Genomic DNA, 19181 nt, shown 5'->3' on the forward strand with positions numbered 1-19181 from the left:
GCAGGCACGTCGATCAGTTGGACTGATCGCCTCGACGCCAGGCCGGAAACGGATCGGCGAGAGCGGACCATGCGGCGATGTCCATGGTGGACGTATCAGGGACAAGGCATGCGTCCAGCCTGCCACGGATCTCGGCTTCGTCCATGCCGGTGCCGATGAACACGATCTCCTGGCGACGATCGCCGTACAGCTTGTCCCAATACTGGCGGAGCCGCTTGCGCCAGGCCTCATCGTTCGGCCACCGCTCCTTTGGAACGCTCGCCCACCAGAACCCCAGCGCTTCGGTCCTCACGATCGCTCCCGCCTGGCTGATCTCGCCGAGCCATTGCGGCCTCGTCGCCAGCCAGAAGTGACCCTTCGCCCGGATCACGCCTGGCCAGGATGCCTTGACGAACTTGTCGAACTTCGCCGGATCGAACGGCCGGCGGGCGCGGTAGACGAAGTTCTTCACGCCATATTCCTGCGTTTCAGGCACGTGGTCGGCGAAACCATAGAGCTCCTTGTACCAGAGCGGATGCTGCTGGGCCTTCTCGAAGTCGAACCGGCCGGTGTTGAGCACGCGGTCGAACGGCACGCGGCTGTGATTGGCCTCGATGATGTCGGCTTCGGGATTCAACGAGCGGATGATCTGCCGTGCCGCCTCGCGCTGTTGCGGCGAGGCATCGTCCACCTTGTTGAGGACGATCACGTCGGCGAACTCGATCTGCTCCACGAGGAGATCGACCAGCGTCCGCTTGTCGCCGTCCAGCGCCTCGCCGCGCTCGCCGAGGAACTCGGTCGAGGAATAGTCCTTCAGCAGGTTGGCGGCGTCGACCACCGTCACCATCGTGTCCAGGTGGGCGATGTCGGAGAGGCTTTCGCCCTCTTCCGAGCGGAAATCGAACGTCGCTGCGACCGGGAGCGGCTCCGAAATGCCCGTCGATTCGATCAGCAGATAATCGAAGCGCCCGCTTTCGGCGAGCGCACGTACTTCCCTCAGGAGATCGTCGCGCAGGGTGCAGCAGATGCAACCGTTGGTCATCTCCACCAGTTTCTCATCAGTCCGCGAGAGGTTGGCACCACCATCGCGGACCAGATCCGCATCGATGTTCACCTCGCTCATGTCGTTCACGATTACCGCCACTTTCAAGCCGTGCCGATTGTTCAGGACGTGATTCAGCAAAGTGGTCTTTCCAGCCCCGAGGAAGCCGGACAAGACGGTGACGGGGAGTTTGGGCATGGAGATCGAACAGCCTCTTGAGGGGAATGGGTCGAGGACGACGAGACACGGCATCTCACTATGTAATGTTATAACATTACATTCTTTATTCGACTGACCGTGTCAAGGCGCTCGGCCCGCCCAGGGGTTCACCGCCTATGCCGCAATGCGGAAGAAAGAATGCTGCTATGCAAACAAGACCATGGACGCTGGCATCTGGCATACATAATGTGTTCCCAGAAATGAGGCAGCAAGACTGACTGTTCTCAAGAAAGGGATTTCCGATGTCCAAGACCGCGTCCGTTGCTCTCGCCCCCTCCGCCTCGCTGTTCGCCCGCCTGATGGCCGCGATCGACGGCTTGCTGCTGGCGAGTGCCGAAATCTCCAATCGCAACGGGGACTTGCCACGTTTCGGCCTGTAAGAAGGCCTTCGCTGCCTCACCGAACGGGCGACGGCACAGAAGCCAAAAACACGTTGTTTGACCAAATGGCCCCGCCTGTCGGGGCCATTTCTGTTTGGCAGCGCCCTCCCTCGCAGGCGAGCGGAACTGCGACGATTAGTCCGCCGAGGCCAACCGACGATTCCGGTTGTTTGTCTACTGGCATTTCGCATACCATCCATTCAAACAAGAATGGTTGCACGATTCAAAAGTGTAAGGACGGGGAAGCGTAACGCAGGACGGAAGGCCGAGTGGCAAGTTTGCCGCGCCCTTGGCGAAGCCTTAGCCGAAAGATGCGGATGCCGCGCGTTATCCCTGCTCATACAGTTTCTATCGGGACTGCCATGGGTGCTAGACCGCAAGGGTAATCCCGGGGCATGTGACTCGGGATGGGCTGACGCAAGCCGACAAAGAGCGGCTGCGTTGAGGGTTCGACAGGGAGTGAACAAGATGAAGCCATTCGTTCTGAATGTCGCGTTGGCGGCAATGGTGATGTCGTGCGCGAGCAGCACCGCAAGCCGTGCCGCCTGGGAGCCGGTCCGTCCGGTCGAGTTCATCGTGCCCGCGGGCACTGGCGGCGGCGCCGATCAGATGGCGCGCACCATCCAGGGCATCGTCACCAAGCACAATCTGATGAAGCAGCCGCTGGTCGTCATCAACAAGGCCGGCGGCGCAGGCGGTGAAGGCTTCCTCGATGTGAAGACGTCGGCGAACAATCCGCACAAGATCATCATCACGCTGTCGAACCTGTTCACGACGCCGCTGGCGACGGGCATCCCCTTCAACTGGAAGGATTTGACTCCGGTCGCGATGCTGGCGCTCGACGAGTTCGTGCTCTGGGTCAATGCCGAGAAGCCGTACAATTCCGTCAAGGACTATGTCGAGGCCGCGAAGAAGGCGCCGAGCGGCACGTTCAAGATGGGCGGCACTGGATCCAAGCAGGAAGACCAGATCATCACGGTCGGCATCGAGAAGGCGATCGACGCCAAGTTCACCTACATTCCCTACAAGGGCGGCGGCGAAGTCGCGGTGCAGCTCGTCGGCAACCACGTCGATTCGACCGTCAACAACCCGATCGAGGCGGTCGCGCAATGGCGCGGCGGCAAGCTCCGTCCGCTCTGCGTGTTCGACGCCCAGCCGATGGCCTATGACGAGCCGATCGCCGACGGCAAGGCCTGGAAGGACATTCCGACCTGCAAGTCGCAGGGCCTTGCGATGGAATATCTCATGCTGCGCGGCATCTTCATGTCGCCCAAGGCCACGAAGGACCAGGTCGAATATTACATCGAGCTGTTCAAGAAGGTGCGCGCCACGCCGGAATGGCAGGAGTTCATGAAGAGCGGCGCCTTCAACACGACCTTCCTGACCGGCGCCGATTACGCCAAGTGGATCGAGGCGGAGGAGAAGCGGCACGAAAGCCTGATGAAGGAAGCCGGCTTCCTCGCATCGAATTGAGCCTGGCATCGATGACGGCCGAGGATGCTGCGCGTCCTCGCGCCGGCAGCGACTGCGAAAGACTGCATTTCCGCCTGGAGGCTTCATGACTGAACGATCCCGATCCGAATCCGGCCCCGCACACAAGACGCTGGAAATCGGCATGGCGCTGCTGATCGGCGTGTTCGGCCTCATCGTGATCTTCGGCAGCCTGAAGGCCGGCATCAACTGGGGCGCAGAGGGGCCGCGCGCCGGCTTCTTTCCCTTTTACGTCGGCGCCGCAATCGTCGGTGCGAGCGCCCTCAATCTCTGGCATGCGCAGCGCGACGACGATGGCCGGCTGTTCGCAGAATGGGGGCAGCTGCGCCAGGTCTTGAGCGTCGTGGTGCCGACCGCGATCTATGTCGGTTCGATGCCGTTCATCGGACTCTACGTCGCCTCGATGGTCTTCATCGCCTGGTTCATGCGCTGGCTCGGCGGCTATCGCTGGCTGACGGTGGCCGCGATCGCGATCGGCATGCCGGTCGTCACCTATCTGGTTTTCGAACGCTGGTTCCTGGTGCCGCTGCCCAAGGGTCCGCTCGAGGAATGGCTCGGTCTGTGAGAGCCACGCATTCGTTCAATTGCAGCTGCAGGACGTTTTGACATGGAAGAGTTGGCCAATCTGTTTCACGGCTTCGCGGTCGCCCTGCAGCCCTACAACATCATGCTGATGGTGATCGGCATCACGCTCGGCGTCATCATCGGCGTGCTGCCGGGGCTAGGGGGAGCCAACGGCGTCGCGATCCTGCTTCCGCTGACCTTCAGCATGCCGCCGACATCGGCGATCATCATGCTGTCCTGCATCTATTGGGGCGCATTGTTCGGCGGCGCCATCACCTCGATCCTGTTCAACATTCCCGGCGAGCCATGGTCGGTAGCGACCACCTTCGACGGCTATCCGATGGCGCAACAGGGCAAGCCCGGCGAAGCCCTGACGGCGGCCTTCACCTCCTCCTTCATCGGCGCGCTGTTTGCCGTCATCATGATCACGCTGGTCGCGCCGCTCGTCGCGGGCTTTGCGCTGCGATTTGGTCCGGCGGAGAAGTTCGCGGTGTATTTCCTCGCCTTCTGCTCCTTCGTCGGCCTCAGCAAGGAGCCGCCGTTCAAGACCATCGCCGCGATGATGATAGGCTTTGCGCTCGCGGCCGTCGGACTGGACTCGATCACCGGGCAATTGCGGCTGACCTTCGGTGTCACCGAATTGCTCAACGGATTCGACTTCCTGATTGCCGTGATCGGCCTGTTCGGCATCGGCGAGATCCTGCTGACCATGGAGGAAGGGCTCGCCTTCCGCGGCGGCAAGGCCAGCATCAACCTTCGTGTCGTGCTCCAGACCTGGCGCGAGCTGCCCGCCTATTGGATGACCTCGCTGCGGTCCTGCCTGATCGGCTGCTGGATGGGCGTCACGCCGGCCGGCGCGACGCCGGCCTCCTTCATGAGCTACGGCATCGCCAAGCGCCTGGCGCGGCGCGGCAACAATTTCGGCAAGGGCGAGATCGAAGGCGTGATCGCGCCGGAGACGGCCGCACATGCCGCCGGCACCTCGGCGCTGCTGCCGATGCTGTCGCTTGGCGTGCCCGGCTCGCCGACCGCCGCCGTGCTGCTCGGCGGATTGCTGATCTGGGGCCTGCAGCCCGGGCCCATGTTGTTCGTCGAGCAGAAGGAATTCGTCTGGGGCCTGATCGCCTCGATGTATCTCGGCAATCTCGCCGGCCTCATCGTCGTGCTCACCTGCGTGCCGATCTTCGCCGCGATCCTGCGCGTGCCGTTCGGCATCATCGCGCCGCTGATCCTGGTGCTCTGCGCGATCGGCGCCTACTCGGTGCACAACAGCACCTTCGACGTGATGCTGATGCTGGTGTTCGGGGTGCTCGGCTATCTCTTGAAGAAGTGCAATTACCCGCTCGCGCCCCTGGTGCTCGCCATCGTGCTCGGCGACAAGGCCGAGGAAGCCTTCCGGCAATCGCTGCTGGGCTCGCAAGGCTCGCTCGGGGTGTTCTTCTCCAACGGCCTCGTCAGCACCATCATGGCGCTCGGCTTGGTCGCCCTGTTCTGGTCCGCGATCCAGGAAGGCTACAGCCGGCTGCGCACGTCGATGGCGTGAGGCGGGATCTGCGCAATCCGCATCGCTACCGACGCCAAATTGCCGCACTCCAGACTTCTGGAATATAGAATTCCAGGGAGTGGCGCGTCGGTAGACGCCCCGCGCCTTTGCCCGCGAGCCAGCGCGCAGGTAGAGAAACCTCCGAGAGCGCAACTGCCAGCAGAGATCTCGGCCACACGCCCTGACAGAATAAATATCGTAAAATCAATACATTGCATGGGCAAAGCTCGAGCTGGCGCCGGCACTGGCAACAATTCGGGCTTTACAAGCCCGCGACCATGGCGCATGTGAACAAGCCTGCGCTATTTCGCCGCACTCTCCCCTCGATCGCTTGAATCTTGGCATATTGCATACCAGAGTGCGCGCCAGCGCATGCATAACAATGATGGGCGCGTTTGGGAGGGTTTTTGATGACGGACATGGTGCAGTCGGCAGCAGCGGCCCCGAGTGCCGCGCGCGTAAGCGATGCCTATCGCTGGGCGCAATTGGCGATCGGTGTGGCGGCGATGGTGATGATCGCCAACTACCAATATGGCTGGACGTTCTTCGTCCCCGACATCCAGAAGACGTTCGGCTGGGATCGCGCCTCGATCCAATGGGCCTTCACGCTCTTCGTGTTGTTCGAGACCTGGCTGGTGCCGGTTGAAGGATGGTTCGTCGACAAATACGGCCCGCGCATCGTAGTGCTGGTCGGCGGCGTGCTCTGCGCCATCGGCTGGGCGATCAACGCGCAGGCGACCTCGCTGAACGGCTACTATCTCGGCATGATCATCGCAGGCATCGGCGCCGGGGGCGTCTACGGCACCTGCGTCGGCAACGCGCTGAAATGGTTTCCGGACAAGCGCGGTCTTGCGGCCGGCATCACGGCGGCCGGCTTCGGGGCAGGCTCCGCGCTGACCGTGGCGCCGATCCAGGCCATGATCAAGGACAGCGGATTCCAGACCACCTTCCTCTATTTCGGCCTCGGACAAGGCATCATCATCTGCCTCCTCGCCTTCTTCCTGCTCGCGCCGAAAGCGGGTCAAGTGCCGAACGTGGTGGCGAATGCCAATATCATCCAGACCCGGCGCAACTATCAGCCGACCGAAGTGCTGCGCCAGCCGATCTTCTGGCTGATGTACTTCATGTTCGTGATCGTTGGCGCGGGTGGACTGATGGTCACCGCGAACCTGAAGCCGATCGCGGTTGACTGGAAGGTCGACAGCGTCCCGGTGACGCTGATGGCGGTGACGATGACGGCGGTGACCTTCGCGGCCACGATCGACCGCGTGCTCAACGGCCTGACGCGTCCGTTCTTCGGCTGGATCTCCGACATGATCGGCCGCGAGAACACGATGTTCATCGCCTTCGGCATGGAAGGGTTCGGCATCTGGATGCTCTACCTCTGGGGCCACGATCCGGTCTGGTTCGTGCTGCTCTCGGGCTTCGTGTTCTTCGCCTGGGGTGAGATCTACTCGCTATTCCCCTCGACCTGCACCGACACGTTCGGCACCAAGTTCGCGACCACCAATGCCGGCCTGCTCTACACCGCGAAGGGCACCGCCGCGCTGTTGGTGCCGATCGCCAACTACATGCAGCAGACATCGGGGACCTGGGACAGCGTGTTCATCATCGCGGCCGGCGCCAACATCCTGGCTTCGGTGCTGGCGATCGCGGTGCTCAAGCCCTGGCGCAAGATCGTGGTCGCGAAATCGACGATCTGACCGGCGGTACAATTCAGCAAGCACGACGCCCGGCCTCACGGCCGGGCGTTTTTCTTTGGCGATCGCCGCATCGTCTCGCCGGGGCGCGGGCGAGCCACCAAGAAGTGACAAGTTAGGGCTTGCAATCTGGAATATCGTATACCAATCTCCGCGCCACGCCTGCGACGATAAGCCACAATACTCGCGACATCAGGTCGTCTTGCGATCCTGTGTCACAGACAATCAGGCGGTTTGGGAGGTTCTCGATGATTTCCAGCCCGGGCGGCGCCGCCACCGCCGCGCCGCTTCGCTCCGGTTTCCGCTGGCTCCAGCTCGGCATGGGCATCGTCTGCATGGCGATGATCGCCAATCTGCAATATGGCTGGACGCTGTTCGTCGATCCGATCGATGCCGCCCACCACTGGGGGCGCACCGCGATCCAGCTCGCCTTCACCATCTTCGTCGTTACCGAGACCTGGCTGGTGCCGGTCGAGGCCTGGTTCGTCGACAAATACGGCCCGCGCATCGTCATCATGTTCGGCGGCGTGATGATCGCACTGTCCTGGATCCTCAACGCCTCCGCCGACAGCCTCACCGTGCTCTATGCGGCGGCGATCGTCGGCGGCATGGGCGCGGGTGCCGTGTACGGCACCTGCGTCGGCAACGCGCTGAAATGGTTTCCCGACCGCCGCGGCCTCGCGGCGGGCGCGACCGCCGCCGGCTTCGGCGCAGGGGCCGCGATCACCATCGTGCCGATCGCGAGCATGATCGCCTCGAGCGGCTATCAGCACGCCTTCCTCACCTTCGGCATCGCCCAGGGCCTCGTCGTGTTCGTGCTCGCCTTCTTCATCCAGCCGCCGCGCCTCTCCATTCCGCCGAAGAAGAAGCAGCTCAACCTGCCGCAGACCAGGATCGATTTCACCCCGCCGCAAGTGCTGCGCAGCCCAGTTTTCTGGGCGATGTATCTCGTCTTCGTCATCGTCGCTTCCGGCGGGCTGATGACGGCGGCGCAGATCGCCCCGATCGCGCACGACTACGGGATTGCCGACACACCGGTGACGCTCGCCGGCTTTCAGATGGCGGCGCTGACCTTCGCGATCTCGCTCGACCGCATCTTCGACGGATTCGGGCGACCCTTCTTCGGCTGGGTCTCCGACACGATCGGCCGCGAGCCCACCATGTTCATCGCCTTCGGCACCGCCGCCTTGATGCTGCTGACGCTCTCGGCCTATGGCCGGGTGCCTGTCGTTTTCGTGCTGGCGACCGCGGTGTATTTCGGCGTGTTCGGCGAGATCTATTCGCTGTTCCCCGCAACCTGCGGCGACACCTTCGGTGCGAAGTTCGCAACCACCAACAACGGCATGCTCTACACTGCGAAGGGCACGGCTTCCCTGCTCGTCCCGCTCGCGAGCGTGATCTCGACCGCCTATGGCTGGAAGGCCGTGTTCGTGCTGGCGGTGGGACTGAACGCCATGGCGGCGCTGATGGCGCTGCTCGTGATCAAGCCGATGCGCCGCGCCTTCATCCACGGCCAGGAAGCCGAGCGCACGGACAAGGCGACCGGCACTGCCAAGACCAAGACGGCGTGAGCGGCTGAACCTTGCCGGCTTGCGAAGGGGCGCAGCGATGCGGCCCTTTCTTTTTGGCACGGCGATAATGTCAGTACGCCTGTCGCAAGATTTTTCGGATCCGCCAAATCCAGCGCTTGACGATTGGCATTATGTATACCACACTTCCTCACCACTCACCCAGGAGGATGCAATGCTGGTCGGAGACATTCTGCGCAAGAAGACGCCGCGCGTTGTCACGGTGCGTATGAACGAAACGGTGGGGATCGCGGCCAAGCTGATGCGCGCCAACAATATCAGCGCGCTGGTGGTCAAGGATGTGGTCCGCTCCGAGGGCAACACCGCGGTTGGCATGTTCACCGAGCGCGACGTGGTGCGCGCCGTCGCCGAGCACGGTGCGGGCGCCGTCAACGTCAAGGTCTCCCAGCTGGTCTCGGTGCAGCAGCTGGTGTCCTGCACCTCCACCGACACGATCGAGCACGTCCGGCATCTGATGAACCGTCATCATATCCGCCATCTGCCCGTGATCGACGATTACAGCCTCGTCTCCGTCATCAGCATGCGCGACATCGCCGCGGCGATGGACGAGGCGCTCAACGGCACGCCGCAAGCGGCGGCTTAAAAGCATGATCCGGAAAAGTGCGCAGCGGTTTTCCGACAAGATCAATGCTCAAACAATAGACTAAAGCGCAGCGCGCTTTAGAGCGGCAAAACTTCCCCCTGCGACTGCCGGCCCCGGCTCGGATCCTTCCGAGCCGGACCGGATCTTTCGTCCCAAAATCCGTCTCTGCTCGCGAGGATTTCATGAAGATCTGCATCTACGGCGCCGGCGCGATCGGCGGATACCTCGGGGTTCAGTTCGCGCGCGCGGGCGCTGACGTCAGCCTGATCGCACGCGGCGCGCACCTTGCCGCCATGCGCGAGCGCGGCCTGACACTGCTCGCGGGCGAGGAAAAGCACACCGTTCATCCGCGCTGCACCGATGACCCCACTGAACTCGGCGTGCAGGACTTCATCATCATCACGCTGAAGGCCCATTCGATCACCGGCGTAATCGAAAAGATGCAGCCGCTGCTCGGGCCTCACACCCGCATCGTCACCGCCGTCAACGGCATTCCCTACTGGTACTTCTACAAGCACGGCGGCCAATATGAGAACTCGACGCTGGAGAGCATCGATCCCGGCGGCCGGCAGTGGGGTGAGCTGGGGGCCGAGCGCGCCATCGGCTGCATCGTCTATCCCGCCACCGAGATCGAGGCGCCCGGCGTGATCCGCCACGTCTACGGCAACAACTTTCCGCTCGGCGAGCCCTCGGGCGAGATCACCTCCGACGTGCTGCGCCTCGCCGATCTCTTCGTCGCCGCCGGCCTGAAAGCTCCCGTGCTCGACCGCATCCGCGACGAGATCTGGCTGAAGCTCTGGGGCAATGTCTGCTTCAACCCGATCAGCGCGCTGACCCACGCCACGCTCGACGTGATCTGCACCGATCCCGCCACGCGCGCGCTGTCTCGCGCGATCATGGTGGAGACGCAAGCCATCGCCGAGAGCTTCGGCGTCAAGTTTCGCGTCGACGTCGAGCGCCGCATCGAGGGGGCGCGCAAGGTTGGCGCGCACAAGACCTCGATGCTGCAGGATCTCGAGCGCGGTCGCCCGATGGAGATCGATCCGCTCGTCACCGTGGTGCAGGAGATGGGCCGGCTCACCGGCATTGCCACGCCCGCGCTCGATTCGGTGCTGGCCATGGTGACGCAGCGCGCCCGCATCGCCGGCCTCTATGACGGCGTCTCGACACCGGCTGATCCGCGCGCACTGGCGGTGGCGTGATGACGAGCGTGACCAAATGGCTGCGCTTCCGCCATGCCGGAACGACGGGCTTCGGCACGCTGACGTCCTCCGGCATCACCGTGCACGAGGGCGACATGTTCGGTCGCAACGCCGCAACGGGCAAGATTTTGGCGCTCTCGGAGGTCGAGCTGCTTGCGCCCTGCGTGCCCAGCAAGATCGTCGCGCTCTGGAATAATTTCCACGCGCTCGCGGCCAAGCTGAACCAGCCCGAACCGCCGGAGCCGCTGTACCTGCTCAAGGCCACCACCAGCATCGCCACACCCGGCGCCGTGATCCGCCGCCCGTCCTATTACGACGGCAAGACCACCTATGAGGGCGAACTCGGCATTGTCATCGGCAGGACCTGCGCCCGTGTCTCGCCAGATGAGGCCGACGGCTGCATCTTCGGCTACACCTGCGTCAACGACATTACCGCCAACGACATCCTGACGCGCGACCCCACCTTCGCCCAATGGGCCCGCGCCAAGGGCATTGACGATTACGGTCCGTTCGGCCCTGTGATCGCGACCGGTCTCGATCCGGCAAAACTCACCGTGCGCACCATCCTCAACGGCGCTGAGCGGCAGAGCTACCCGATCTCGGACATGATCTTCAGCGCACAGGAGCTGGTGAGCAGGATCTCCCACGACATGACCCTCTTGCCCGGCGACCTCATCGCGGTCGGCACCTCGGTCGGCGTCGGCGTGATGAAGGAGCCCGTCAACACGGTGACCGTCGCGATCGACGGCATTGGCGAACTCACCAACGAGTTTCGGCTGTAGACTTTTTCGCCGCCGCAGAGCAGCAAAATTGATCTGGCGCAAATCGCGCCGTCGCGGCCAAGGCTACCCTCCCCGGCAAAAGATTGATTTCTGATGCAAGGGAGGACGCAATGACGAATGCCGGCAACGCACTGCTGTGGACCGTGCTGTACTTCGCTCTCTCGTTCGCCGCGATCTTCGTGGTCTGGTTCGCCGACAAGATCCGGTCGAACTTGCTCGGCAAGCGATAGCCCCAGGGCACGTTGCTTCGTCCTGGCGCTGGCGGCTGGCCTGGGTGCACGCGGGCCGGCACAGGGACGTGCGCGCCACCTCGCATCTTCCCGCAGCGCCTGGCGTTGACGAAATCCCGGTGCTGCGCTCTCCCGGCAAGCCAGCGGGCCCCTGTCGGCACCAAGGTTGGTCGCGCTCCGAAACATCCAGTCACATCACATCTTCGCGCGCCCGAGCAATGCCGCCAACATGTCCCGTGCGCGCCGCAACTTGGACGCATTCGGCCGCCCTTTTGGAAGGCGTGTCTGGGGGCACGGCATGACCGTGTTTGGACCAAACCTTCTAGGGGTATCGCTGTGAAGAAGATTGTATTTGCTCTGGGTGCCACGCTTGCTTTTGCGACGGCCGCGAACGCTGCGGATCTGCCGCGCCGGCAGCCGGTGCCAGCCTATCCGGGCGAGCAGGCGCCAATCGGCAAGATGCCGATCGGCAAGAGCCCGATTGGAAAGGCCCCGATCGGCAAGGCGCCGGGCCCGGTCGCCGCGCGCTACTGACGCGCGGCAAAGGACGCGCCACATTTGCGGCCCATGGTCGAGGGGGAATAGCGTGACGAACAAAGCTGGTCGATCGGGATCCTGCATCCTCGCGGGCTTCGCTCTTGCGGCTATGCTCTCATGCACAACGCCCTCGGCCTCGGCCCATGAGACCGACAAGCAGACCGACAGGCGCGTTGCCGATGCGAACGCGCTTGCTACGACCGACACCGCCTCGCGGCCTCAGCCGCAATCGACGCGGCGCTCGGTCGCGCGTGCGGAGAAAGGCCCTTATTACGTCGACTTCCGCGCCCGCACGGCCGCGAGCTGGGGCCATGCCTTCGTCTGGTACGGCAAGACCAGCGAGAAGGCCGTCGAGGTTGCGGGCCTGACACCGGCCGGCGACACGCTCGCTTACGTGCTCGGTCACATCACCTTTGTGCCATCCGAGACCGGTGCCAGCTATGGCGATCTCGATCCGGAATATCTGACCGCGAGCTATCGGGTCTATCTCAACGAAGCCGACGCCAAGCGCGTATTCGCCTACATCAAGGAGTTGCAGGCCAGCTCTCCGGTCTGGAATGCCGAGACCATAAACTGTACCGGCTTCATCGGCGACATCGCGGAGTTCATGGGATTGAAGGTCCCCCATCGCTGGCAGCGCCCGGAAAACTTCGTCAACAGCCTCAAGGAAATGAACGGCGGGCGCCAGATGGTGCGGTTGTCGACGAAGTAGCTCTTCGCCCCATACTCGGTGTCATTGCCCGCGGAGGCGGGCAATCCAGTATTCCAGAGACTGCGAGGGTAGAGCCGAGAGGTCGCGGCGTACTGGATACCCCGCCTTCGCGGGGTATGACGGCGGAGTTTGAGGAAAGAGCTTGCCCTCGTCAGGCAGCAGCGCACCCCAATTATCCGCCCCGCGGAATCTCCTCGCCTCCTGCATGGTCGCCCCGCCCCGCCGCGCAATAGACTTTTCCCACCCCCAGCGGCATCCTCCCGCCAGCCAATGGATAACAGGGCGCCACGCGGGGCGCGGGGGAAACAGATCATGTTGCAGACACGGTTCACCAAGCTCGTCGGCGTCCAGCACCCGATCGTTCAGGGCGGCATGCAATGGGTCGGACGCGCCGAGCTGGTCGCCGGCGTTGCCAATGCCGGCGCGCTCGGTTTCATCACCGCGCTGACCCAGCCGACGCCGGAGGACCTGACCAAGGAGATCGCGCGCTGCCGTGACCTCACCGACAAGCCGTTCGGCGTCAACCTTACGATCCTGCCGGCGATCAAACCGCCGCCCTATGCCGAATACCGCGCCGCGATCATCGAGAGCGGCATCAAGGTGGTCGAGACCGCCGGCAACAAGCCGCAGGAGCATGTCGACGAGTTCAGGAAGCACGGCGTCAAGGTCGTGCACAAATGCACCAGCGTCCGCCACGCGCTCTCGGCCGAACGCATGGGCGTCGACGCCATCTCGATCGACGGCTTCGAATGCGCCGGCCACCCCGGCGAGGACGACACGCCCGGCCTGATCCTGATTCCCGCCGCCGCCAACAAGATCAAGATCCCGATGATCGCCTCGGGCGGCTTTGCCGATGGCCGCGGCCTCGTCGCAGCGCTGGCGCTGGGAGCCGAGGGCATCAACATGGGCACCCGTTTCATGGCCACCAAGGAGAGTCCGATCCATCAGCTCATCAAGGAGAAGATCGTCGCCAATGACGAGCGCGAGACCGAGCTGATCTTCCGCACCATGCGCAACACCTCGCGCGTGGCCAAGAATGCCGTCTCGACCAAGGTCGTCGCGATGGAGAAGGAAGGCGCCAAGTTCGAGGACATCCGCGAGCTCGTCGCCGGTGCCCGCGGCAAGATGGTCTATGCCACCGGCAATTCCGACGAAGGCATCTGGTCGGCCGGCCAGGTGCAGGGCCTGATCCAGGACATCCCGAGCTGTGCCGAGCTCGTCTCCCGCATCGTGCGCGAGGCGGAGGCGATCATTCGCAGCCGGCTCGAGGGGATGATCGTTCAGCCACAACGCGAAGCGGCGGAATAATCACTGCAAGACGTGAGAGTATTGCATGAAAGCCTACGTCTACGGCCCTGAAGGCGCGAGGATTTCCGACGTCGCTCAACCAAAGCCCAAAGGCACGCAGGTGCTCGTCCGCGTTCGCGCCTGCGGCCTCAACCGGGCCGACACCGGCATGCGCAAGGGCCACGCCCATGGCGCGGCCGGCGGCGTCGGCACCGTGCTGGGCATGGAATGGGCCGGCGAGATCGCCGAGCTCGGGCCCGATGCGAAGGGCGTGAAGATCGGCGACCGTATCATGGGATCGGGCGGCGCGGCGTTCGCCGAGTATACGCTGGCCGATCACGGCCGGCTGCTCCACACGCCCTCGAACATGAATTTCGAGGAGGCCGCCACCCTCCCCGTCGCGCTCGCGACCATGCACAACGCCGTCGTCACGATCGGCGGGGTGCAGGCTGGCCAGAGCGTGCTGGTGCAGGGCGCGAGCTCCGGCGTCGGGCTGATGGCGATGCAGATCGCCCGGCTCAAGGGCGCGAAGCTGGTGATCGGCTCGTCCACCGACGCGTATCGCCGCGGCCGGCTGAAGGAGTATGGCGCCGACCTCGCCGTCGACAGCTCGGATCCGAAATGGGTCGACGAGGCGCTGAAGGCGACGAACGGCGAAGGCGTCGACCTCGTCGTCGACCAGGTCTCGGGCAAGGTCGCCAATCAGAACCTAGCCGCGACGAAGATCAAGGGCCGCATCGTCAATGTCGGCCGCCTCGGCGGCACCCATGCCGACTTCAATTTCGACCTGCACGCGGCCCGCCGCATCGACTATGTCGGCGTCACCTTCCGTACCCGTACCATCGAGGAGGTCCGCGAGATCTTTGCCGAGGTCCGCAGGGACATCTGGGGCGCGGTGGAATCGCGCAAGCTGCAACTGCCGATCGACAAGGTGTTCGCGTTCGACGACATCGACCAGGCGTTCGAGCACATGGAAGCGAACAAGCATCTGGGGAAGATCGTGGTGACGGTGTAGGGGACGCGCGCGGGCGGAACAACATGCCCCGCCTCCCTCCACACGTCATGGCCGGGCTTGACCCGGCCATCCACGTCTTTGGGACATGGCACGAAAGACGTGGATGCCCGGGACAAGCCCGGGCATGACGGAGCGAGTGCATGAGCGAGCATTCAATTCAGAAGCATTCGCAATCACTTCGCTCCTGCAACTCACTAGCGACTACATCCTGTGGATCATCGCTTGATGTCCCACACGGGGCTGCTAAATCCCCGCCCATGACCTCCCAGCATGACAAAACCTCGGTCGCGGCGATCTCGATCTTCGCCAGCGGCGGCATGGCGGCGGCCAAGTTCGCGGTCGGGATCGCGATCGGCTCGCTGGCGCTGATCTCGGAAGCCCTGCATTCCCTGATCGACCTGGTTGCGACCATCATCACCTGGGCGGTGGTGCGGGTGTCCGACAAGCCCGCGGACGAGGAGCACCATTACGGCCACGGCAAGCTGGAAAGCATCTCCGCGCTCGGCGTCACCGCCCTGCTCTACGTGCTGGCCGGCGGCATCCTGGTCGAGGCCTATAGCAGGCTGCGCGAAGGAACCCCGCCGCCGACCATCTCGGCCGTGCCGTTCGTGGTGCTGGTGATCGATATCGCCGTCAATCTCTGGCGCGCCCGCGCCCTGCACCGTGCCGCGCGGGAGACCAGAAGCCAGGCCTTGGCGGCCGACGCGCTGCATTTCGCCTCGGACGTGATGGGCTCCTGCGCCGTGATCGTGGGCCTGATCCTGGCTGGGCTCGGCTTCTGGTGGGGTGACGCCGCGGCGGCCGCAGCGGTTGCCGTGATGATCGCAGCGCTCGGCCTGCGCATGGCCGGCTCGACCGTGCAGACGCTGGTCGATCGCGCTCCCGAAGGCGCGCAGGAGAAGGCCAAAGCGGCGATCCGCAGCGTGCCCGGCGTGATCGACGTCGAACGCTTGCGCGTGCGCATGGTCGGAGCGACCACGTTCATCGACACCATCGCGAAGGTGCCGCGGACCTATCCGATCGACCGGGTCGAGGACATCAAGCGCAACGCGCAGGCCGCCGTCGCCAAGGCTTTCGGCGATGCCGACCTTACCTTCGCCGCAGTGCCCGTCGCGCGCGACAACGAGACCGTGCGCGACCGCATCATGGTGATCGCGCGCAATTCCGCCCTCGCCGTCCACCACGTCACGGTGCACGATCTCGGCGTCAAGCTGATCGTCAGCATCGACCTCGAGGTCGATGCCAACATGCAGCTCGAGGCCGCGCACGACATCGCCAACACGCTGGAGCGCAACATCCAGGAGGAGTTCGGCGAGGACGTCGAGGTCGACGTGCACATCGAGCCGCTGGAACCGGAACTTCCGTTCGGGGTCGATGCCACGCCGGACCGGGTGCGGACCATCGCCGCCGCGCTGACGGAATATGCCGCCGGCAGCGAGATCCACGACATCCACAATGTGCGGGTCCGCAACACCGACGCCGGCGAGATCGTCAACTTCCACTGCCGCGCAACAGCGTCGATGAGCGTGATCAAGGTGCACGAGCATGTCGACGCGATCGAGCGTGCGTTGCGGCGCGCGTTCCCGAGCGTGAAGCGCGTCATCAGCCACGCCGAGCCGCCGCGGGCGTGACGAAGAATGCGCGGCGAGTCACACGTTCTCGTTTCGGACTCGTTGCACCCGTGCGTTTGCGGACGCGCGATGCACAAACTGCGTGTTGGATAAGAATAATTTCGCGTTAACGATTCGTTGACTCTCGACAGCCCGCGAAAACTGGATTCAAATCGGTGTGATTCGGAAGTGACGTGGGGCTGCTTCCGGACTTCAGTTGCAAGCTGGTTTTCAGGGGGCCGAAGGCATGTCGCGTGCAGACGCCGCGAGCGCGTGCGTCCAATCCGATTCGATCAAGGGATTGGCGCAATCGATCGCGAAACCTGCCTATCACCGGCTCCTGATCGCGGAGCCAGCGCTTCGTCGCGCCGTGCCGACGCTCATCATCGCCTTCCTGATCACGATCTGCCTTGGTGCCTTCGTGCAGGTGGTCGATCAGACGCGCCAGAAGCGGCTGGTGATCCGCCACGACATATCGGCCCTCGCCGACCTACTCGCCGAGCGCATCGATCGCCTCACCTCGGTTCGGCAGGAGCGGCTCAAGAACATCGAGAGCCTGCCGACGCTGCTGCCCGATCTCATTCCGTCCTGGGCCACGGCCTCGGGCCGCCACGTCATCGTCACCTCCGCCGGCATCGACCGCCGCATCCTCGCTCGCATTCCGGTCGACAGCGACCCGATCGGCAACGACCGCCTGCTCGATGCGATCACGACCGCGCAGCTGGTCGCGGCACCGCCGCGCGACGCCAACGTCGCCGACATGACGCTGCCGAGCGGCAACGCGGCGATGGCGACCTCGCGGCAGATCAAGTCATTGCCCGGCTTCGTCACCGTGATCCAGGAGCGCAACGAGCCGATCTGGGGCTCGGACGCCGCGCTTTCGGTGACGCTGTCGGCGACCACAGGCTTCGTCGTCCTGATCCTGGGCTTCGCCTTCCACTGGCAGTCCACCCGCGCCCGCGAAGGCGATCTCATCAACGACGCGGTGCGCGGCCGCATCGACACCGCGCTCAACCGCGGCCGTTGCGGGCTGTGGGACTGGGACCTGTCGCGCGGCAGGATCTTCTGGTCGCAATCGATGTTCTCGATGCTCGGCCTCGACGGCCGCCACGAGCTCCTCACCTTCGGCGAGGTCAACGCGCTGGTGAAGTCCGACGACATCGATCTGTTCGCGATCGCCGACCAGCTCATCTCCGAGAAGATCGACCACATCGACCAGACCTTCCGCATGCAGCATGTCGATGGCCACTGGATCTGGCTCCGCGTCCGCTGCGAGAAGACCCGCGGGGCGACCGATTCCAGCGTCCACCTGATCGGGATCGCCGTCGACATCACCGAGCAGAAGAGCCTCGCCGAAAAGACCGTGGAAGCCGACCTCCGCCTGCGCGACGCGATCGAGACCATTCCGGAGGCCTTCGTGCTGTGGGATGCGAGCGACCGTCTGGTGCTCTGCAACTCGCACTTCCAGCGCCTGCACAAGCTGCCCGACACCGCGGTCATCCCCGGCACCTCCTACGAGACCGTGCTCGAGGTCGGCCGCATGCCGGAGGTGCGCACCCGCCACAACGAGACCGCGGCCCAGGGCCCGGGCGCGCGCACCTTCGAGGCGCAGCTCGATGACGGCAGCTGGCTGCACATCAGCGAGCGCCGCACCAAGGACGGCGGCTACGTCTCGGTCGGCACCGACATCACCCGCATCAAGGAGCACGAGCAGAAGCTGGTCGACAATGATCTGCGCCTGCGCGCCACCGTCATCGACCTCAAGCGCTCGCAGGCCGCGCTGGAGCGCCAGGCGGTCGAGCTCGCCGACCTCGCCGAAAAGTACCAGCGCGAGAAGACCCGCGCCGAGGAAGCCAACCAGACCAAGTCGAAATTCCTCGCCAATATGAGCCACGAGCTGCGCACGCCGCTCAATGCCATCATCGGCTTCTCCGAGATCATGGGGTCGGGCATGTTCGGCGAGCTCGGCAGCGAGAAGTACCAGGAATATTGCCAGGACATCCTGACCAGCGGTCATTATCTGCTCGAGGTCATCAACGACATCCTCGACATGTCCAAAATCGAGGCCGGCCGCATGAAGCTCGACATGGAACAGCTCGACCTCGCGCAGACGCTCGCCGAATCCTTGCGGGTCGTCACCGGCCGTGCGCAGGACAAGCACCTGACGCTGGATGCCGACATCGCAAAATCCATCTCGGTCGTCGCCGACCGCCGCGCCACCAAGCAGATCATCGTCAACCTGCTCTCCAACGCCGTGAAGTTCACGCCGGACGGCGGACGCGTCGTGGTGCGCAGCCGGCAGCTCGACGACAGGATCGTGCTGATGATCGCCGACACCGGCATCGGCATCGCACCGCATTCGCTGGCGCGGCTCGGGCGCCCCTTCGAGCAGGTCGAGAGCCAGCTCACCAAAACCTATCACGGCTCGGGCCTCGGCCTTGCCATCGCCCGCTCGCTGGCGCAGCTCCACGGCGGCTCGATGCGCCTGCGCTCGAAGATCGAGGTCGGCACCGTCGTGCGCGTGACCCTGCCGCGGGATGCGGTGAAGGCGGGATCGGGGATATCGGCTGCGGCCTAACGCACGGCGGGAAGCTCGCTTGCGGCCATCCTGCGCGACGCCCGCCTCCGGCGGGCCCTCAGGATGAGGGCGGAATGCGGGGCAGCAGTTTCAACGAAACACCGATGCAATGGAGCCTCATCCTGAGGAGCCCGCGAA

16 protein-coding genes are annotated in these 19181 nt (G+C 64.2%); 15 read left to right on the forward strand and 1 reads right to left on the reverse strand.

Annotation, left to right across the window (positions count from 1 at the left end):
- Window positions 1–13 precede the first annotated feature (13 nt).
- Window positions 14–1219: a zinc metallochaperone GTPase ZigA gene (zigA, locus tag ACM43_RS30305; protein WP_271545174.1), complete on the reverse strand. Its 1206-nt coding sequence runs from the start codon at window positions 1217–1219 to the stop codon at window positions 14–16.
- Window positions 1220–1482: 263 nt separating this feature from the next.
- On the opposite strand from zigA, the gene ACM43_RS30310 reads away from it, so the two are divergent.
- From ACM43_RS30310 to ACM43_RS30380, 15 genes are all read left to right on the forward strand, one after another.
- On the forward strand, window positions 1483–1620 hold the full coding sequence (locus tag ACM43_RS30310) for a hypothetical protein (protein ID WP_271545175.1): 138 nt from the start codon (window positions 1483–1485) through the stop codon (window positions 1618–1620).
- Window positions 1621–2088: 468 nt separating this feature from the next.
- On the forward strand, window positions 2089–3093 hold the full coding sequence (locus tag ACM43_RS30315) for a Bug family tripartite tricarboxylate transporter substrate binding protein (RefSeq protein ID WP_271545176.1): 1005 nt from the start codon (window positions 2089–2091) through the stop codon (window positions 3091–3093).
- Window positions 3094–3178: 85 nt separating this feature from the next.
- Entirely contained in the window at window positions 3179–3676 is a 498-nt protein-coding gene (locus ACM43_RS30320; RefSeq protein WP_128262567.1) for a tripartite tricarboxylate transporter TctB family protein, read from the forward strand.
- Between the two features lie 42 nt (window positions 3677–3718).
- The gene (locus ACM43_RS30325; RefSeq protein WP_157282492.1) at window positions 3719–5218 is read left to right on the forward strand and encodes a tripartite tricarboxylate transporter permease; all 1500 of its coding nucleotides are present in this window, start codon (window positions 3719–3721) and stop codon (window positions 5216–5218) included.
- A 410-nt stretch (window positions 5219–5628) separates the two neighbouring features.
- Complete coding sequence (oxlT, locus tag ACM43_RS30330; protein WP_271545177.1) at window positions 5629–6921, forward strand: oxalate/formate MFS antiporter; 1293 nt, start codon at window positions 5629–5631, stop codon at window positions 6919–6921.
- 245 nt (window positions 6922–7166) lie between these two features.
- Window positions 7167–8489, forward strand: a complete 1323-nt coding sequence (gene oxlT / locus ACM43_RS30335) for an oxalate/formate MFS antiporter (RefSeq protein ID WP_271545178.1) — start codon at window positions 7167–7169, stop codon at window positions 8487–8489.
- 172 nt (window positions 8490–8661) lie between these two features.
- Window positions 8662–9090 (forward strand): CBS domain-containing protein, encoded by a 429-nt coding sequence (locus ACM43_RS30340; protein ID WP_036005729.1) that lies wholly within the window; start codon window positions 8662–8664, stop codon window positions 9088–9090.
- Window positions 9091–9272: 182 nt separating this feature from the next.
- Complete coding sequence (locus ACM43_RS30345) at window positions 9273–10292, forward strand: 2-dehydropantoate 2-reductase (protein ID WP_271545179.1); 1020 nt, start codon at window positions 9273–9275, stop codon at window positions 10290–10292.
- Window positions 10292–11074, forward strand: a complete 783-nt coding sequence (locus ACM43_RS30350; RefSeq protein ID WP_157282489.1) for a fumarylacetoacetate hydrolase family protein — start codon at window positions 10292–10294, stop codon at window positions 11072–11074. The genes ACM43_RS30345 and ACM43_RS30350 overlap by 1 nt, the downstream gene beginning before the upstream one ends.
- 566 nt (window positions 11075–11640) lie before the next feature.
- Window positions 11641–11838: a hypothetical protein gene (locus ACM43_RS30355; RefSeq protein WP_198399686.1), complete on the forward strand. Its 198-nt coding sequence runs from the start codon at window positions 11641–11643 to the stop codon at window positions 11836–11838.
- A gap of 52 nt (window positions 11839–11890) precedes the next feature.
- Window positions 11891–12553, forward strand: coding sequence for a hypothetical protein (locus tag ACM43_RS30360; protein ID WP_271545180.1), 663 nt, complete (start codon window positions 11891–11893; stop codon window positions 12551–12553).
- Window positions 12554–12865: 312 nt separating this feature from the next.
- Window positions 12866–13861 carry an NAD(P)H-dependent flavin oxidoreductase gene (locus tag ACM43_RS30365; protein WP_271545181.1) on the forward strand — a complete coding sequence of 332 codons (996 nt, stop codon included), beginning with the start codon at window positions 12866–12868 and terminating at the stop codon, window positions 13859–13861.
- Window positions 13862–13886: 25 nt separating this feature from the next.
- Entirely contained in the window at window positions 13887–14855 is a 969-nt protein-coding gene (locus tag ACM43_RS30370) for a zinc-binding dehydrogenase (protein WP_271545182.1), read from the forward strand.
- A 257-nt stretch (window positions 14856–15112) separates the two neighbouring features.
- Entirely contained in the window at window positions 15113–16486 is a 1374-nt protein-coding gene (locus ACM43_RS30375) for a cation-efflux pump (RefSeq protein WP_271545183.1), read from the forward strand.
- 226 nt (window positions 16487–16712) lie between these two features.
- The gene (locus tag ACM43_RS30380; RefSeq protein ID WP_271545184.1) at window positions 16713–19043 is read left to right on the forward strand and encodes a PAS domain-containing sensor histidine kinase; all 2331 of its coding nucleotides are present in this window, start codon (window positions 16713–16715) and stop codon (window positions 19041–19043) included.
- Window positions 19044–19181 lie beyond the last annotated feature (138 nt).

The sequence above is a fragment of the Bradyrhizobium sp. CCBAU 45321 genome (assembly GCF_028128975.1).
GTDB classification, from domain to species: Bacteria; Pseudomonadota; Alphaproteobacteria; order Rhizobiales; family Xanthobacteraceae; genus Bradyrhizobium; species Bradyrhizobium yuanmingense.

Bases quoted from the DNA above. Each gene is read 5' to 3' on its own strand.
- zigA (WP_271545174.1), bottom strand. From the start codon at position 1,219: ATGCCCAAACTCCCCGTCACCGTCTTGTCCGGCTTCCTCGGGGCTGGA.
- ACM43_RS30310 (WP_271545175.1), top strand. From the start codon at position 1,483: ATGTCCAAGACCGCGTCCGTTGCTCTCGCCCCCTCCGCCTCGCTGTTC.
- ACM43_RS30315 (WP_271545176.1), top strand. From the start codon at position 2,089: ATGAAGCCATTCGTTCTGAATGTCGCGTTGGCGGCAATGGTGATGTCG.
- ACM43_RS30320 (WP_128262567.1), top strand. From the start codon at position 3,179: ATGACTGAACGATCCCGATCCGAATCCGGCCCCGCACACAAGACGCTG.
- ACM43_RS30325 (WP_157282492.1), top strand. From the start codon at position 3,719: ATGGAAGAGTTGGCCAATCTGTTTCACGGCTTCGCGGTCGCCCTGCAG.
- oxlT (WP_271545177.1), top strand. From the start codon at position 5,629: ATGACGGACATGGTGCAGTCGGCAGCAGCGGCCCCGAGTGCCGCGCGC.
- oxlT (WP_271545178.1), top strand. From the start codon at position 7,167: ATGATTTCCAGCCCGGGCGGCGCCGCCACCGCCGCGCCGCTTCGCTCC.
- ACM43_RS30340 (WP_036005729.1), top strand. From the start codon at position 8,662: ATGCTGGTCGGAGACATTCTGCGCAAGAAGACGCCGCGCGTTGTCACG.
- ACM43_RS30345 (WP_271545179.1), top strand. From the start codon at position 9,273: ATGAAGATCTGCATCTACGGCGCCGGCGCGATCGGCGGATACCTCGGG.
- ACM43_RS30350 (WP_157282489.1), top strand. From the start codon at position 10,292: ATGACGAGCGTGACCAAATGGCTGCGCTTCCGCCATGCCGGAACGACG.
- ACM43_RS30365 (WP_271545181.1), top strand. From the start codon at position 12,866: ATGTTGCAGACACGGTTCACCAAGCTCGTCGGCGTCCAGCACCCGATC.
- ACM43_RS30370 (WP_271545182.1), top strand. From the start codon at position 13,887: ATGAAAGCCTACGTCTACGGCCCTGAAGGCGCGAGGATTTCCGACGTC.
- ACM43_RS30375 (WP_271545183.1), top strand. From the start codon at position 15,113: ATGACCTCCCAGCATGACAAAACCTCGGTCGCGGCGATCTCGATCTTC.
- ACM43_RS30380 (WP_271545184.1), top strand. From the start codon at position 16,713: ATGTCGCGTGCAGACGCCGCGAGCGCGTGCGTCCAATCCGATTCGATC.